The sequence below is a fragment of the Providencia sp. PROV130 genome, from assembly GCF_028482225.1.
GTDB classification, from domain to species: Bacteria; Pseudomonadota; Gammaproteobacteria; order Enterobacterales; family Enterobacteriaceae; genus Providencia; species Providencia rettgeri.
The window spans coordinates 16,849-34,051 of sequence record NZ_JAMPQC010000019.1 but is presented as its reverse complement, the minus strand read 5'-3'; the positions used below and the strand labels follow the sequence as shown (position 1 = coordinate 34,051).

Annotated in this window: 14 protein-coding genes; 7 read left to right on the top strand and 7 right to left on the bottom strand. The window is 39.6% G+C overall.

What is annotated here, in order from left to right:
- Window positions 1-479 precede the first annotated feature (479 nt).
- The gene (gene lpxL / locus PSF28_RS13300; RefSeq protein ID WP_272685185.1) at window positions 480-1,403 is read left to right on the top strand and encodes an LpxL/LpxP family Kdo(2)-lipid IV(A) lauroyl/palmitoleoyl acyltransferase; all 924 of its coding nucleotides are present in this window, start codon (window positions 480-482) and stop codon (window positions 1,401-1,403) included.
- Between the two features lie 538 nt (window positions 1,404-1,941).
- Here the strand turns inward: lpxL and gltP are convergent.
- Together gltP and PSF28_RS13290 are read right to left on the bottom strand one after the other, a co-directional pair.
- A complete protein-coding gene (gene gltP / locus PSF28_RS13295; protein ID WP_210840513.1) occupies window positions 1,942-3,249 on the bottom strand; it encodes a glutamate/aspartate:proton symporter GltP in 1,308 nt (435 codons plus the stop codon).
- 564 nt (window positions 3,250-3,813) lie between these two features.
- Window positions 3,814-4,476 carry a GntR family transcriptional regulator gene (locus PSF28_RS13290; RefSeq protein WP_210839788.1) on the bottom strand — a complete coding sequence of 221 codons (663 nt, stop codon included), beginning with the start codon at window positions 4,474-4,476 and terminating at the stop codon, window positions 3,814-3,816.
- Between the two features lie 405 nt (window positions 4,477-4,881).
- On the opposite strand from PSF28_RS13290, the gene PSF28_RS13285 reads away from it, so the two are divergent.
- The 5 genes from PSF28_RS13285 to PSF28_RS13265 are packed head-to-tail and all read left to right on the top strand — an operon-like array spanning window position 4,882 to window position 11,060.
- On the top strand, window positions 4,882-6,123 hold the full coding sequence (locus PSF28_RS13285; protein WP_272685184.1) for an NRAMP family divalent metal transporter: 1,242 nt from the start codon (window positions 4,882-4,884) through the stop codon (window positions 6,121-6,123).
- 14 nt (window positions 6,124-6,137) lie between these two features.
- Complete coding sequence (locus PSF28_RS13280; protein ID WP_272685183.1) at window positions 6,138-6,917, top strand: LamB/YcsF family protein; 780 nt, start codon at window positions 6,138-6,140, stop codon at window positions 6,915-6,917.
- A complete protein-coding gene (locus PSF28_RS13275; RefSeq protein WP_272685182.1) occupies window positions 6,914-7,720 on the top strand; it encodes a putative hydro-lyase in 807 nt (268 codons plus the stop codon). Before PSF28_RS13280 ends, PSF28_RS13275 begins: the two co-directional genes overlap by 4 nt.
- Before the next feature lie 9 nt (window positions 7,721-7,729).
- Complete coding sequence (locus PSF28_RS13270; protein ID WP_210839782.1) at window positions 7,730-9,334, top strand: 5-oxoprolinase/urea amidolyase family protein; 1,605 nt, start codon at window positions 7,730-7,732, stop codon at window positions 9,332-9,334.
- Window positions 9,321-11,060, top strand: coding sequence for an acetyl/propionyl/methylcrotonyl-CoA carboxylase subunit alpha (locus PSF28_RS13265; RefSeq protein WP_272685181.1), 1,740 nt, complete (start codon window positions 9,321-9,323; stop codon window positions 11,058-11,060). Before PSF28_RS13270 ends, PSF28_RS13265 begins: the two co-directional genes overlap by 14 nt.
- A 41-nt stretch (window positions 11,061-11,101) precedes the next feature.
- Here PSF28_RS13265 and PSF28_RS13260 read toward each other — a convergent pair whose 3' ends face one another.
- A complete protein-coding gene (locus PSF28_RS13260) occupies window positions 11,102-11,371 on the bottom strand; it encodes a hypothetical protein (RefSeq protein ID WP_210839778.1) in 270 nt (89 codons plus the stop codon).
- 402 nt (window positions 11,372-11,773) lie between these two features.
- Between PSF28_RS13260 and PSF28_RS13255 the strand changes: the two genes are divergently transcribed.
- Window positions 11,774-12,316 (top strand): DUF924 family protein, encoded by a 543-nt coding sequence (locus tag PSF28_RS13255; RefSeq protein ID WP_210839770.1) that lies wholly within the window; start codon window positions 11,774-11,776, stop codon window positions 12,314-12,316.
- A gap of 58 nt (window positions 12,317-12,374) precedes the next feature.
- Here the strand turns inward: PSF28_RS13255 and PSF28_RS13250 are convergent, their stop codons facing one another.
- The 4 genes from PSF28_RS13250 to PSF28_RS13235 form a co-directional block, all read right to left on the bottom strand.
- A complete protein-coding gene (locus PSF28_RS13250; RefSeq protein WP_272664657.1) occupies window positions 12,375-12,968 on the bottom strand; it encodes a TorD/DmsD family molecular chaperone in 594 nt (197 codons plus the stop codon).
- A 150-nt stretch (window positions 12,969-13,118) separates the two neighbouring features.
- Window positions 13,119-13,895 carry a dimethyl sulfoxide reductase anchor subunit family protein gene (locus tag PSF28_RS13245; RefSeq protein WP_210839766.1) on the bottom strand — a complete coding sequence of 259 codons (777 nt, stop codon included), beginning with the start codon at window positions 13,893-13,895 and terminating at the stop codon, window positions 13,119-13,121.
- 1 nt (window position 13,896) lies between these two features.
- Window positions 13,897-14,514: a DMSO/selenate family reductase complex B subunit gene (locus PSF28_RS13240; RefSeq protein ID WP_110731999.1), complete on the bottom strand. Its 618-nt coding sequence runs from the start codon at window positions 14,512-14,514 to the stop codon at window positions 13,897-13,899.
- An 11-nt stretch (window positions 14,515-14,525) separates the two neighbouring features.
- Entirely contained in the window at window positions 14,526-16,955 is a 2,430-nt protein-coding gene (locus PSF28_RS13235; protein WP_272685180.1) for a DMSO/selenate family reductase complex A subunit, read from the bottom strand.
- Between the last annotated feature and the right edge of the window lie 248 nt (window positions 16,956-17,203).

Genomic DNA, 17,203 nt, shown 5'->3' with positions numbered 1-17,203 from the left:
TAAGTGACTACAATCTTAGGCTAATTTACTGATGCTTATTTTTCCCATAGTAGTCTATGGTTGGTGGCATGAAGTTGCTAAGAATAGCGACTAAATTGACAAATATAAGCAAAATAATCCGTAAAATGACAAAAATGCATATTAATAATGAGATTAATTAACCCATATATGTGATAATTTTGTCAGTTCATTACTGTTTAAGTGATTACGTTTTTAGTTTAACCGGCGTATCGTTCTGAAGAGGAAAAAGAAACCCGACAGAACTTCTGGTTAATTAGCATACTAAAAATCAAATATTGCTTAATAGTTTTGAAAAGGTTATCCGGCCGTTATCTACTTAAGTAGAAGGTGAATTTTAAGGATATTCAGCTAGTTGTGGGTGAAAACCCATTTTGTTGTAGTAATCATGTTGAATTTAAAAGACTAAATATTGTCTAAAATAGCGTGCATTCTGCAAAGGCGAAGTATTGGGAGATATAATGTACGCCAAAAACCCATTTTCACTGAAATTGGTCCATCCGAAGTACTTAGTCACATGGATGGGGGTTTTTATCTTATTTTTATTGGTTCAATTACCTTATAAATGGCAGATATCGTTAGGTGCTTTTTTAGGTATCAATTCACGGTATTTTATTAAAAGAAGAGTATCAATAATTAAACGAAATTTAGAGTTATGTTTTCCGGACAAAAATAAAAATGAAATAGATATTCTGGTAAATGATAACCTAAAATCTTTGGGGATCGCTTTATTTGAGACTGGAATTGCCTGGTTTTGGAGTGATAAAAGAGTTAAAAAGCTCTTTCAAGTAAAAGGAATGTCTAATTATTTAGATGCGATAGCGAAAAACAAAGGTGTGATAATTGTTGGGGTTCATTTTATGTCACTTGAGTTAGGTGGCCGGATTATGGGCCTTTGTTTCCCTGTTAATGCAATGTATCGGCCGCATAATAATAAAGCGATGGAGTATATTCAAACAAAGGGACGGTGTCGTTCTGGTAAAGGAATGATTGACCGTAAAAATTTGAAATTTATGGTTCAAGAGTTAAAAAATGGTAAGTCCATATGGTTCGCACCCGACCAAGATTTTGGACGAAAAGGGACGATATTTGCGCCATTTTTTTCTGTCAAAAATAGTTCCACTTCAAAGGGAACATCAATACTTGCTCAATTATCTAAATCACCGACACTCACAGTAACATTATTGAGAAATAAGAACGGTGTTAATTATGATTTGATACTGGGAAAAGAAATATCTGGGTACCCAAGTTGTAATGCATTACAGGATGCAACAGTAATTAACGCGGTTTTAGAGACGGAAATTATGAAAGCGCCAGAACAATATCTTTGGGCTCACCGACGGTTTAAAACTAGGCCGGAAGGGGAAGTGTCACTTTATAGTTAGCCTTATATTTATCTATAGCAGTAAAGGCAATCGTAATTAAAAGGAATTAGTTAGCTTTCTACTGATAACTCTTTTGTATTATAGTTCTTTTAGATTCATAATATAAAACGAGATAAATGAATGTTTTATCTCGTTTTAATCATAAATTATTGTATTGTTTAGTAAGGGGTTTTTCGTTAGAACCAGCTGTGTAGCATAAAATATGATAATGAAAATATAAAAATTACCATTAGGTGTTGGAGTACTTTTAAAAACAAAAGAAATCTTCTTATTTGATTCATTGTTTCCTGCTTTGGCTAACAAAAAGTGCAGCTAATTAAAAGTCTTTTTCAGTGTAGTAACGCTAATTATAAAATACCAATTTTTATCAGAAATAATAAAAAAACGTGAAGTAAATTACACCTAATAAGTAAAAATAACTAAATAAATAAAAGCTAAAAATAACAAAACAATTGGATATTTACTGAGAAAAATAGAACCACCTTCAATAACGATATCAATCGAAGGCAATTCTATTATAGAGTTACTTTAGAATAAACTAAAAGCTTTTTTCATATTCTCGAGCTTTTTTATCGTCATAGTTATGTTCCCATTTGGCAATAACTAGAGCGGCTAGGGCATTACCTACCACATTAAGTGCCGTACGTGCCATATCTAGAATTCTGTCAACACCTGCGATGAAGGCTAACCCTTCTAATGGAATACCTACACTTCCTAGCGTGGCAAGAAGAACAACAAATGAAACACCTGGGACACCAGCAATACCTTTAGATGTGATCATAAGGGTAAATACTAAGATAAGTTCTTGCCCAATGGAGAGTTCGATACCATAAAGTTGGGCTATAAAAATAGCGGCAATACTTTGGTATAGTGTCGAGCCATCTAAGTTAAATGAATAACCAATTGGAATAACAAAGCTTGTTACAGACTTAGGCGCCCCGTATTTTTCCATTTTATCCATAATACGAGGAAGTACGGTTTCAGAACTGGCTGTCGAATAAGCGAGTAATAACTCATCTTTTAATATTTTCATTAAAGTGAAAATATTTATTCGGCAATAACGAGCAACTAATCCTAATATAACAACCGCAAAAAATATAATTGCGCAGTGGACGAGTATAACCAGTTTCAATAAAGGAACTAATGATGAGAAACCAAAGTTAGCAACGGTAACGGATATTAATGCGAAAACCCCGATTGGAGCATACATCATAATCATGTTTGTTACACGGAACATTGTTTCAGAGAAAGTTTGTAATACATTGAGCAATGGTTGTTTTTTTTCAGCAGGTAAAGAAGAAAGCCCTAAGCCAAATAATACAGCAAAAAAGATGACGGGTAGCATATCACCACTCGCCATCGCTGCGAAAATATTACTTGGAACTAAAGTGAGGATCGTATTAATGATCCCAGAAGGATGACTTTCAACTTCTTGGGTGGTTTTTTCATATTGTGAAATATCGACTTGAGTTAATTGCGACATGTCAATACCAACACCTGGTTGGAATATGTTGGCAAAAGAGATACCGACGATAATGGCAATGGTAGTAATAATTTCAAAATAAAGGATAGTTTTAAAACCGAGAGAACCTAGTTGCTTGGTATTACCAACTCCTGCTATTCCAACAATTAGGGTTGATATTACAATAGGAACAACAATCATTTTGATTAACTGAATAAATATTTTACCAGCCGGGGATAGAATATTTAAAATCAACCAATCTTTGTACTCTGTATTATCATGTAAAAGCGCACCAGCAATAACGCCCAAAATAAGAGCAACCAATATTTGCCATCCTAGGCCAAATTTAAACGGTTTTTTTTTAGTCACTTGGTTTAATGTCATAATGAAATCTCATTTTATATTAGTAATTCTTATGTATGTCTTTTTATTATCATAAATTTTATATCGAATATTCGAGAAAACTACAACTATTAACTCGATAAATTTGAGTAATTCCAATGTGTAATTTATATCAATATGTTTATTTTGTTAAATTATGAAGTGATAATAACTCTTTATGTTAAATGTTATGTATATGTATGAATTTTTGGTGAATTTTGAAGGTAAATTAATATTTAAAGCAAATGGAGTAAATGTTTTAAAATTGTTAATGAAATGGTTTTTTGTGGTGCTTGTTTTTCGCCGATAAAACTAAATAGAGTAAAAAATAGCCACTAAAAGTTTTATTTTTATTGGAAAGGTTTCTGAATGTGATTTTATGTTTAAATCATTCTATTTAATTGGTTAACAAAAATTGAATTTAATCTAATAAAATTATGGCTAAATAATGAGGTATTATTAAAATATAAAAGTCATTACTATAAATGACTTCTCACTAAAATTTATGTAATGAGATTAGTAAGGAATAGAGGAATTAAATAATAGACAAATCAAACTTCAAATAACTCAAAGAGCAGATTGTTTCCGTTTAAGTGCAGCGAGTAATGTGCGTTCAGAAAGGTCTAAGTAATTACGCAACATATTAGCCGCATCTAAATTTTGGCCAGAATCTAATAAGTTAAGAATAGAGTGGTTTTTATCAATATAGGGAGCATACAAAATTTTGGGGTCATTGAGGTGACCAAAGGCCAGTCGTAATTCAGCGGACACATTACGGTATAATTTAATTAAACGTTCGCTGTCGGATAACTCGACAATGGCAGTATGAAATTTCATATTTGCAGTACCTACACCTACCCAATTCTCTATCTTTTCATGCTCATGAGCTTCTTGAACAGCCTCTTTCATTTTATGAACAGATGGATGCAAGGCATATGCATGAGTTAATGCATCACACTCAATAAGTCGGCGAACTTGGTAGATATCGATAATGGCGGCCATATCAGGAACTGAGACAAATACACCCTTATTTGGGGCATAAGTTAATAAACCCTCCTGCGTAAGTACGCGAAATACTTCTCGCAATGTGTTTCGAGAGATATCGAGTTCTTCACTTAATGTTGTTTCAGATAAGCGCTGACCCGGCGTGATCTCCCCAACGGTTATCTTATAACGTATCACTTCTGCAATAGTGACAGATAAAGTTTGTGCAACAGGTTGTTTTTTCATAATAAAGGCTAACTTTAGTCTCAAGGGTAATAATTCGTTATATTCACATATTCAAGTTATAGCAGCAAGTTTCCTTTCTTTTTTACTCATCCCATTTCATATATTTGCACAAAAATAGTGAAATTATAAATTTATCGCACCAACTTGGTGCGAGCTAGTCGATAAGCAATATGCTTGTGCAGTGAAAATTGTTAAAAAAGTGATCTCGTCTTGATTTTTAAACGAGCAATTACGATTTTTATTGATTATTTATTCATCATTTAATACTAATTGTTCAACAATCCATTAAAGATGAATTAACAATATAGATAACAAGTAGAACAATGGCACGATAATTGCCTTAGTGATTGTGACATCAACAACTACATCAATAATTAAAACAATAACTATTAGAGGAGTATGCACATGGCCGCTCAAGAAAGTGCACCAACTACGGCTGAATATGTGAAAAGCCGCCGTTCATCACTGATAAGCGCAATTTTTTTAATGGCAACCTCTGCCATCGGGCCTGGGTTTATCACACAAACGGCTACTTTTACCGTGACATTAGGAGCCGCTTTTGCCTTCGGGATATTAGCGTCTATTGTGATTGACTTCATTGTTCAGCAGAACATATGGCGGGTTGTTACCCTGACTAAAATGCACTCATCCGAAATTGCAAATGCTACAATTCCTGGGAGTGGTTATTTACTCGCTATATTAGTTATTTTTGGCGGGTTAATCTTTAATATTGGCAATATTGCAGGCGCAGGGTTAGGGCTTAATGCCTTAGCTGGCTTAGACCCGAAATGGGGTGGTTTGATTAGCGCACTATTAGCCATTTATATTTTTTCCTCCCGTAAGGCCAGCACATTTATTGATAGGTTAATTATTGGATTAGGTGTAGTGATGATTGGCTTAACGTTATTTGTCGCTATTGCATCAAATCCACCTGTTGGTGAGGCGTTACGCCAAAGCGTACTACCTGACACGGTTGATTTTGCCATGATAACCACCATTGTTGGGGGCACTGTTGGGGGGTATATCTGTTATGCAGGCGCTCATCGTTTATTGGATAAAGGTGCAGTAGGTATTGAAAACATTAAAGTTGTTTCTAGCGCTGCGACAAAAGGTATCTTAGTTGTTGGCTTGATGCGTTACATTTTATTTTTGGCTATCTTAGGTGTAGTGGCAAGTGGTGTGACTATTGATATTTCTGGACATGCAGCTAACCCGGCATCGCAAGCATTTCAGGCAGCTGCGGGTAATTTTGGTTTACGTATCTTCGGTTTAATTCTATGGGCTGCAGCACTCACCAGTGTGATTGGTGCGGCGTATACCTCAATGAGCTTCTTAACGGCATTTAAGTCTTCTATCACAGAAAGGCAACGTAATGTCGCAACTATCATATTCATTGCAGTTTCTCTGATTGTCTATTTATTTATGGGAACAGCCCCTGCGGCATTATTGGTTTTTGCCGGTGGTTTCAATGGGCTAATTTTACCTATTGGTTTAACTTTATTTGTTTATATCGGCTGGAAACGCTCAGATTTAATGTCAGGTTACCATTATCCACGTTGGCTATTATGGTCTGGTGTTGTGACGTGTGCACTCACTTGGTATATGGGCGCAATGTCTGTCGGTGCAATCTTTAATTATCTGAAATAACTCAAGGAGAAGCCATGAGAAAGCAAATTGATTTAAATAGCGACCTTGGGGAGAGTTTTGGGCAATGGGAAATGGGGAACGATACCGCCATTCTTCCTGTTGTTAGTAGTGCCAATATTGCCTGCGGTTTTCATGCGGGCTCGCCAGAAGGGATATTAAAAACCCTTAAAGCAGCCAAGGAAAATGGTGTCGCTGTTGGTGCTCATGTTGGATATCCCGACTTAGTGGGATTTGGTCGACGTAATATGGATATTGCATCAAATGAATTAACAGCGGACGTGATTTATCAAATTGGTGCATTACAAGGGTTAGCAACCGCAGCAGGGACACAAGTTTTATATGTTAAACCCCATGGCGCACTGTATAACACGATTGCCTATGACCAACGCCAAGCAATGGCGGTGATTGATGCGATATTAGCCATTGATAAGCAGCTGATATTAGTCGCATTAGCGGGATCTCCATTAATTGAGTGGGCGAGAGAGTGTGGTTTAAATGTCGTCGCAGAAGCTTTTGCTGATCGAGCTTATAACAGCGATGGCACATTAGTATCTCGAAAATTAGCCGGCTCTGTATTACATGACCCACAGATAGTCGCAGACCGCATGTTACAACTAGTCATGGAGGGCGGTGTGATGTCAATTGATGGAAAATTTACACCTGTTGACGCGGGGTCAATTTGTGTTCATGGCGATAGCCCTGGCGCTCTTGAAATGGCAAAACAGGTGCGTAGCATACTAGAGAAACAAGGTATTGAAATTTATGGTTTTGCTCATAAAGGAGACCGCGAATGACACAGCTAATGAAGGCATCACTGCAGGCCATTGAAGCCGCTCGTCTTGCACGTCTTGCTATCCGCGAGGGGTATGACAAACCAACCGCAGGCCTTGCACCGGGTATGACTCAAGCCAATATGATTGCATTGCCACGTGATTGGGCATTTGACTTTTTATTATATGCTCAGCGTAATCCAAAGAGCTGCCCTGTTTTGGATGTATGCGAAGCAGGGAGTTGGCAAACTGTTTTGGCTGAAGGTGCTGATTTACGTACTGATATTCCACGTTACCGTGTGTGGGAAAATGGTCAGTTAACCACTGAAATTACGGATGCGACAGCGATTTATCAGCAACATCCTGATTTAGTGACTTTTTTAATTGGTTGCAGTTTTACTTTCGAAACACCAATGATTGAAGCCGGTATTGATGTACGGCATATCACCGATAAATCCAATGTTCCGATGTATAAAACCAATCGCTTTTGTCGCCCAGCAGGGCGTTTACAGGGGGAGCTAGTAGTTTCAATGCGACCAATACCCGCAAATCGAGTTGCGGATGCCGTGAGTATTACTGGCAGGTTTCCTGCAGTGCATGGCACGCCTGTTCATATTGGTGCACCAGAACAATTAGGTATTGTTGACATTATGCAACCTGACTTCGGTGATGCGGTTCGCATCGAAGAGGATGAAATTCCCGTTTTTTGGGCTTGTGGCGTAACGCCCCAAGCTGCAGTGATGAAATCAGGGATTCCTTTCGCATTAAGCCATGCACCTGGTTACATGTTTATTACGGATGTACCCGATGCCGCATATCATATATAGAGGTGCCAATTGAGATTTTTACCCGTCAATTTAAGTGCCTTTATGGTGGAGTTAGAAAGTCTTGAACAAACAATGGCATTGACTGATTCCTTAACAGAAATGCCAATTTATGGGATTGACGAAATTACGCCAGCAGCAAGGACGATTTTAATTCGCTATAACCCGATCAAGATTGATGTAAATGATTTGGTTGAAAAGATTTCGTTTAGGGATGTGTCAAGGATCGTCGGTAAGGCCAGCAAATTGGTCACTATCCCTGTTCATTATAATGGGGAGGATTTATCCGATGTTGCATTGCATTTAGGTATATCCACCGCTGAAGTTATACGTCGTCATACAGAAAATGAATTTCAGGTTGCATTTAGCGGTTTTGCCCCAGGTTTTGGTTACATGGTTTCGAAAGGCGCTAATTTGAATGTTCCAAGGCGTCAATCACCAAGGGTGCGTATTCCTGCGGGTTCTGTTGCATTAGCGGGAGAGTTTAGCAGTGTCTATCCACAAGCTAGCCCTGGCGGATGGCAGTTGATTGGTGTGACAGAGCTATTAATGTGGGATATCAATCGACCAGAACCTGCGTTAGTTCAGGCAGGAACGCGGGTCAACTTTGTCGATGCAGCGAAAAGCCAGATTAGCTATAGCTTGCCAACTAAAGTAGAAATTGAAACTAAATCTGAGAGTGCCACTGCGGATTTAACTGTTTTAGCGACGGGGTTACAGGTTTTATTTCAAGATTTAGGGCGTATTGGCCAATCGGCATTAGGTATTTCAGAATCAGGCAGTATGGATAAATCGGCATTGCGTAGTGCAAACCGTATTGTGGGAAATGAATCAGACACCGCTGTTTTAGAGATAACACAAGGTGGGTTTAAGGCTCAAGCGCACAAAGATCTCATTATTGCCGTGACTGGCGCGCCTTGTGTTATTGACGTTATCACGGCAGAACACGAACAATATCAAGTAAATATATATCAACCAATTCATTTAGTAAAAGGCGATACTATTAAATTAAGCCGCCCAAACAAAGGTGTACGTAGCTATTTTGCTGTGCGGGGTGGTTTTAATATAGAACCTATTTTATCAAGTTGCTCGTTTGATACATTAGCGCAAGTTGGTCCAGCCCCAATTGCAGCAGGTCAAACATTAACGGTTAACACTCATTCGTCTCCATTAGCTGTTTCATTGTTTGAAACACCTGCTTTTGATTATCCCGCTGAAAGCGACGTAGTGGTTTTGGATGTGGTATTGGGACCTCGAACGGATTGGTTTACAAAACAAGCCGTTGAGCAACTAACGAATCAATTATGGCAAGTCACTGCGTCATCAAACCGTATAGGCCTGCGCTTATTGAGTGAAAAACCGTTAGAGCGTGAACAATTACAGGAGCTACCGAGTGAAGGGACTTGCATTGGGGCAATTCAAGTGCCAGCAAATGGCCAGCCCGTTTTGTTTCTCAACGACCACCCTTTAACTGGCGGTTATCCCGTTATTGGCGCGGTATGTGAATACCATTTGGATTTAGCAGGGCAAATCCCGGTGAATGCCAAAATACGTTTTAATCCACTCGGTGAATTTAAAGCATTGCAAGGGAGCCATTGTGCTTATGAACATGAATAATAACAAAAACCATAAAGTATTGATTGCAAATCGAGGCGAAATCGCAGTTCGTATTATCCGTGCATGTCGTGATTACGGTTTTCAGTCTGTTGCCGTTTATGCGGATAGCGATATTGATGCACTCCACGTCAAAATGGCGGATGAAGCCTACGGGCTTGGAGGAAATTCCCCCACAGAGAGCTATTTGAATATTGAAAAGCTGATTAGTCTCGCTCAGCAATCGGGTTCGACGATGGTGCATCCAGGATATGGTTTTTTATCTGAACGGGCTGAGTTTGCACGTGCAGTTGAAGCCGCCGGGTTAATCTGGATTGGGCCTAGCGCAAACAGTATTGATATATTAGGAGATAAGGTTCAGGCTCGTCATATTGCAATGCAGGTCGGCGCACCGCTAGTGGTTGGCACAAAAGACCCGGTGAATAGCGCACAGGAAGTCCTCGAATTTGCCCATCAACATGGTTTACCTATTGCCATTAAGGCTGCGTTTGGTGGTGGAGGTAGAGGGTTAAAAGTCGCTTGGAAACTCCATGAAGTTGAAGAACTTTATCATTCGGCTGTACGTGAAGCGACCGCGGCATTTGGCCGTGGTGAATGCTTTATTGAACAATTCTTACACAACCCTCGGCACATTGAAGCACAAGTTATTGCGGATACGCATGGCAATGTGCTGGTAGTGGGAACCCGTGACTGTTCATTGCAGCGTCGTAATCAAAAACTGGTCGAAGAGTCGCCAGCGCCTTTTTTATCCGAAAGCCAACAACAACAAATTATTCAAGCCTCTACCGATATTTGCCGTAAAGCAGGTTATGTTGGAGCAGGAACCGTTGAATTTTTGTTAAGCCAAGATGGAACACTGTCATTTCTAGAAGTGAACACGCGCTTACAAGTTGAGCACCCAGTCACAGAGGAAACCGCAGGTATTGACTTAGTAATTGAGCAGTTACGAATTGCAGAAGGCTTACCTTTAAGTATTAAGGAGATGCCGATCCCACGAGGGCATGCTTTTGAATTTCGTATTAATGCTGAAGATGCTGGAAACGGGTTTTTACCGACCCCCGGCACTATTACCGTTTTTGATGCACCATCGGGGCCAGGAGTGCGTGTTGACAGTGGTGTAATGGCTGGAACAACAATACCGGGCACTTTTGATTCGTTAATGGCGAAATTAATTGTGGTGGGTCGTACTCGAGAGCAAGCTATTTCGCGTGCACGCCGTGCATTGGCTGAATTTACTATTGAAGGCGTTGCATCAGTTTTACCATTCCACCGTGCAGTAATAGAACAAGCTGATTTTTGTGATAATTTTAGTGTACATACGCGTTGGATAGAGACGGAATTTAATGTGGAAATTCCACTGGCAAAACGGCAAATTCCATTATCGGATCCTGAGATAACACGGACTTTCATTGAAATCGATGGAAAGCGTTGCGAGTTAGGTTTACCCACTCAATTGTTTTCTCGTTTTTCAGGTAATAACTCCGTAGCAGCCCATTCTGCGCCTCAGAAGGTTCACAATCCTGATGCGGTCAATGCCCCCATCTCTGGGATATTATTTAATTGGCTGATCCCTCAGGGAAATAATGTTTCAAAAGGGGATGTAATCGGTGTAATGGAAGCAATGAAAATGGAAGTGCAAATTGTTGCACACCGAGCCGGAACATTGAAACACGGAGCTATTAAAGGGGATTTTGTTGAAGCAGAGAGCCCGATAGCTGAAATTATTTAATTTGGAGCCTGTTTAGTTTGAGCTAAAGGTGTTAGCTCAAACTAACGGGAAAGCCGTTCTGGCAATGTTCTGAGAGGGAGATGCGGTGCGGGTATGGCATGTTTCTCTTCAGCGGTCATCTCATTGCTATCGCGATAAACCTCACCACAGAGAAAATAGAGGTTCGGTCGCTTGGATTCTAGGTAGTTTTTTCGGCTAATACATTGTTCTTGTGTAAAAATAGTTTCAGTCACTGGTAACGCATCACATGAATCTGTGCCACAAGGGCTAACCCATAATGCCCAACCAATGAGTACCATATGTCCTGCCATTTACATTGCCTTCCTTAATAAGAACCAATATGAACCGCTGAAAGTAATGACTGTAAGTAACTATCTAATTCACATACGCATTATAGGTTAAATTCTAACATTGAGTTAACCAAATGTATGTATTTAGGCATGATGAATTCTCTCATGCACACTAAAAAGCAAATCTTTATAAATTAAAAAGTTGTGAATTATTATAAATAGAAAATAAATGATTTAATAATAAATAACGCGGAATATTGTTAAAATTACCTTGTCGATAATGAGTATTTTTTTGGTGTTAGATCGCAAAAAACAAAATAATTATCTGCAATTAACCGATATTAGAGCTCAAGCCTGTCAATTAAGGCTATTTTTAACTAGGATTATGACAACCACTAATAAGAAAATAGATAGGAATAAATCATGAATGCCATGGAAGAAGTGCTTTCATTTTGGTTTGAGGAATCGACACCAAAACAATGGTTTGAAAAAAGCGCTAAATTTGATTTGACGATAGCACAACGGTTTGCGCATATTTGCGAACGTGCAGCTAAGGGAGAATTAGCTTATTGGCGGGGATCTATTCGTGGACGCTTAGCAGAAATTATTGTTCTAGACCAGTTTTCACGTAATTTATGGCGTGATACGCCAAGGTCTTTTGCTCAAGACACAATGGCTTTAGCATTAGCACAAGAGGCGATTAAGCAACATGATTATAATCTCCTGACATTATCACAGCGCAAGTTTGTTCTAATGCCATTTATGCACTCTGAATCGAGTTTTATTCATTTACAGGCAGTTGAGCTATTTCGCATGCTGGGTGACGACGGCACATTAGATTTTGAAATGCGACATAAAGCGATTATTGATAAATTTGGCCGCTATCCGCACCGTAATGAAATTTTAGGCCGTCCATCGACACAAGAAGAAATTGCATTTTTACAAGAGCCAAACTCTTCTTTTTAGGTTGAAACCAAATGAGCCCATATTTTGTTTAATAAACTCATTTGGTTTAGTCTTTTATTTAGCGGAATAATTCAGTATTGACTGGAGATAACGCTAATTCCAATTGAAGTGATTTAAGATAAATTTCAGTGAGTTGTGCAAGGGTAGGGTAAAAAGCAGTCTCTGTTTTGCTTTGCTGCACTAACTCTAAATAGCGGTATGCCCAAGGCAATAAATATTGTTCAAATAAAGTAATAATGGCGCTGTCGTCCTTTTGTTCCGCTAAAGCAGAAACGGCCATCATCATTAAGCCAAATTGGTCTTCTGGTTCCCGTAGCCCTGTATCAGTGACTAAGCCTTTCGTTTGCAAGAAATGGCGATAAGCCGATGTTGACTCACCCATAACCGTATTATCATGTTCTAAATACACTGAGCCCCATGGCGGAGCAGGCATACTGCCTTGTCCTTCGAATAAAATTGAATAATCATACGCAATATCATCAGGTTGTATTTTTGACAACAAAGTACAAATAGCCTGAATGTGCTCAGGGTTTTCCCAAGAATGTAATTGTGGTATTTCACCCAAGACAGGGTAGACGTTGCGTAAAGTATCCGATTGCGGAGGGTAGTAGAAAAACGCACCAAGGATGCGGATCATTGTAGTGTCAATCATATTATTTTATCCGTCTTATTTTGTGCTAAGCATGACATCATTATCTAATTTCCTGCAGTTATATTGATGCAGGGTGGTGTTGGGTTTCTAAACAAAGAACCCCAAAAGGAGTTCTTTGATAGGTCATCTTAACACAGCAACAACAAAGGGTTACATGGTGATTTGCCACAGATTATAGAATGCGATACGGCCAGCAAGTTCAGCTAATAATACTGCGGCAGCACAAGTCGCTAATGTCGCTTTTGGCGCGCGGTGCTTTAACGCCATACCAACGAATGCAGCTAAAGCAATGGCTAAGACAACGACTTGGAAGCCCCAGAAGCCAGTTTGTTCGTTGCTAAGAGCTGGACCAGTTTCGGTTAAGAAAGCTTGGTAACCAGCACGGCTAGCAAAAATAGCGAAAGTACCCATTAAGAATGAAGCAATACCTAGGCCACGAGCACCGATTGCAATGGCGAGTGCACCGCCTCCGACTAACATTGTCATCCACATTTGTAGCGTGGTGTAACCGGTGTTCCAGTTAGCAATAGTGGCGATGTTGTATACCTGAGGTATTGACCAAACAAATGCAAGTCCTGACACTACCGCGGCAATATTAGCTAGTTCACGTAATAACGTATGTTTGAAAAACAAAGTAAAAAATAACGTTGCAGCAGCGCATCCAACAAATACGCCACTTAAGAACGCTTCATTACTCATTGGCGAACGGCCTACACCCAATAGCATATTAAAGAAGCGTAGTGGTTGGCCAACGTGTAACCCACCGATACCTAAACCTATTATCATAATAATAAAGGCCACGATATTGGCAGTTTTTAACTGTTTATCGTCAATAGAACCCATTCTACGGCTGATATAAGCGAGTAAGAAAAGCCCAGCAGCTGACTGTCCTAAGACGGTGAAAAAAACGAGTGGTAATTCATGCATCTTATACCTCCGCAGGGTTCTTTAATTCGCCACTTTTATCGCCAAATGGCTTCGCGTCTTTATGTGGTTTGATAACAATATTTGGGTTCGTCAGGCTTGGGTCTGGCATTGGCGCAATACCACACTCTGTGCCGTGTAATTCACGAAGAACATTAATATCATCAAAATCTAAAGCACGCTGCGGGCAAGATTCAACACAAACAGGTTTCATTCCTTTTGCGACACGCTCATAACAGCCGTCGCATTTACTCATCAGTTTTTTCTTCTCATCAAATTGTGGTGCGCCATACGGGCAGCGCAACTCACAATAACGACAACCAACACAAATAGATTGGTCAACCACGACTAAACCATCTTCTTCACGTTTATGCATTGCACCGGTAGGGCAACCCGCGACACAAGTCGGGTTTGAGCAATGGTTACATGAAATAGAAAGATAGTAATTAAAGACGTTTTGTTGCCAAATGCCATCTTGCTTTTGCCAACTACCGCCTCCAAATTCGTAGACACGACGGAATTTTGGACCTAAATCTAAATCTTTTTCATCCTTACAACTGACTTGACACGTTTTACAGCCAGTGCATTTTGTGGAGTCAAAGTAAAAGCCATATTGTTTCATCATTCAACTCCTTAAGCGCGTTTAACTTCAACAAGGTTAGTATGTTGTGGGGTACCTTTAGCCAATGGCGAAGGGACATGCGAGGTCAGTGTATTGATACAACCACCGACATCTAGCCCATCATTATTGAGAGTACGCCATGCACCTTGTGGAACGGCGATAACACCAGGTAATACACGCTCTGTTACTTTCACTTTAATTTGAATACGACCACGATCATTAAATATTTCAGCTATATCACCATTGTTCAAGCCGCGTTGCTGAGCATCGATTGGGTTGAGCCAAAATTGATGTGGAATGGCTTCACGGAGCATAGCAACATTGTAATATGATGAATGCACATGGCCTTTATCATGAAAGCCCGTCATTAATAGCGGATGCTTTTGTTGGCTTGCTTGGGCTTCAACACCTTCTTTATTGAAGCAATACTCAGGAATGGCAGGAATACGCTGGCCTTCTGGTAACTCCCAATTTTTAACACGCTCAGCCAGTTGTTCTGAATAGATTTCCACTTTACCTGACGGCGTTTTTAATGGGTTATTGATTGGGTCATCACGAAATTTCTTCAATGCAATATTTTCTGAGCTGTTCAGGAACTTACGATCGATAATACCCGCACCGTCGGTTTCACTGAACTCAGGTAAATGCGGCATTTTTTCACGTGTTTTGTTATAACAGAACTCAATCCATTCAGCGTAGGTACGGCCTTCGGTAAATTGCTCTTTTACACCCATTTTTTCAGCAATTTCGGCTAAAACATCATAGTTAGGGCGGTTTTCCCACAGTGGCTCAATCGCATTTTGTAGGCGAACTAAATAGTGATACGCACCACTTGCATAGGAATTATTGATTAAATCGTTAGTTTCAACCGTTGTGACATCCGGTAATAATAAATCTGCATATTTTGCGGATGGGGTATCATGGTTATCCCACACTAAAATAAATTCACATTTTGATTCATCCGCAAGTATTTCATGCGTTTTATTTAAATCGCCATGTTGGTTACCAATGACATTACTGGAGTAACACCACATAAACTTGATGTCGTTGTTTAGTTTATCAACACCTTTAATACCACCATTTTCTGCGGTTAATTCTTTCCCGCGAACAATCGCTTCTGACCACATATAAGTCGGAATCAAGGCTTTTACTGGGTTAGGTAAAGCAAAACCCGCAACAGGGTAAGCATAGCTATTTCCCCACAGCCCAGTATTTGTTCCAGCACGACCAATATTGCCGGACATCAGAGGTAACATCATAATGGAGCGACAAGCTTGCTCGCCATTTTCTGTGCGTTGTAAGCCCCAGCCTTGTGAGATCCATGCTCTATTTGCATTGCCGATTTCACGTGCAAGTTGCTTAATACGTGCGACTGAGATACCGGTTAATTTGCTCGCCCACTCAGGTGTTTTAGCGATACCATCCGGGCCATTACCTAAAATATAATCTTTATATGATGCATTGCGCGGTGCAGAAGCAGGTAAGGTCGATTCATCCCAGCCGACACAATAATTTTTCAGAAATTCTTCATCAGTCAGCTGTTCTTCGATCATGACGTAGCCGAGAGCCGCAACTAATGCCGCATCAGTGCCTGGATAAATTGGGATCCATTCTGCACCAAGGGTTGTGACGCTATCGGTGCGACGCGGGTCAATGATAATAACTTTTGCTTTGCTTTTATCTAACGCATTGAGAGTTTCGTAAAATTGACCGCCACCAGACATACGTGTTTCAGCAAGGTTGTGGCCAAACATAACGACTAAGTCAGAATTTTGGATTTCAGATAAATAGGATTCTTCTACGCTACCATATACGTAAGGTGTTATTTCCATTAATTGAGCATATGAATATGTGCCATAATCACCCAAGAAACCACCGGTTAAGCTTAATAAACGTTTACAAGCGGCACGGCCGTGTAAGTTTGCGCCTGTTGAACCTGAGCCATATTGGTAATAAATGGCATCACTTCCATATTTATCAATAGTATACTTCAGTTTTTCGGCGATAATGGTTGTCGCCTCATCCCATGAAATCTTTTTAAATTTACCTTCACCACGTTTACCAACGCGAACCATTGGGTATTTTAAACGGTCTGGGTTGTAGGTTTTCCAACGCACTGAACGACCACGTAAACATGGACGGATTTGGTGTTCACCTAATGTTGAGTCGTCATACATCGTTTCATTGGAAATACGGCTGATAACACCATCTTTCACATGAACTTTTAATGGACAACGGCTACCACAGTTTACTAAGCATGCGCTATAGCTAATTTTTTCACTGACTTCGTCAGGCATGATTGCTGGTGTTTTTGCTTGAGCAGCAAAAGGAAGAGTGATTGAGCCAGCAACAGCAGCGACACCCGCAACGGTTGCAGAGGTTTGTATAAACTCCCTCCTGCTCAGTTCTCCAAATTGAGTATTTATTTTATTTTTATGCATTGACATTGCCTATATGTAAATAACAACATTACTTTCTTGTTTTATATGTTAAAAAAAGTTTCTGTTGAGTTACATGACTTACATCAATGTTATCCCTGATAAGATGAATGTATTTATTTAATTTATAAGGGTTTTTCATTAATCAGAACATAAATTAGTTTGATTTTCATTAACTATCGAAATATTAATTTTTATATAACGATGGGTCGAGAAGTAAGGAAAAAGAGGGATATACCCTCCTTTTAAAT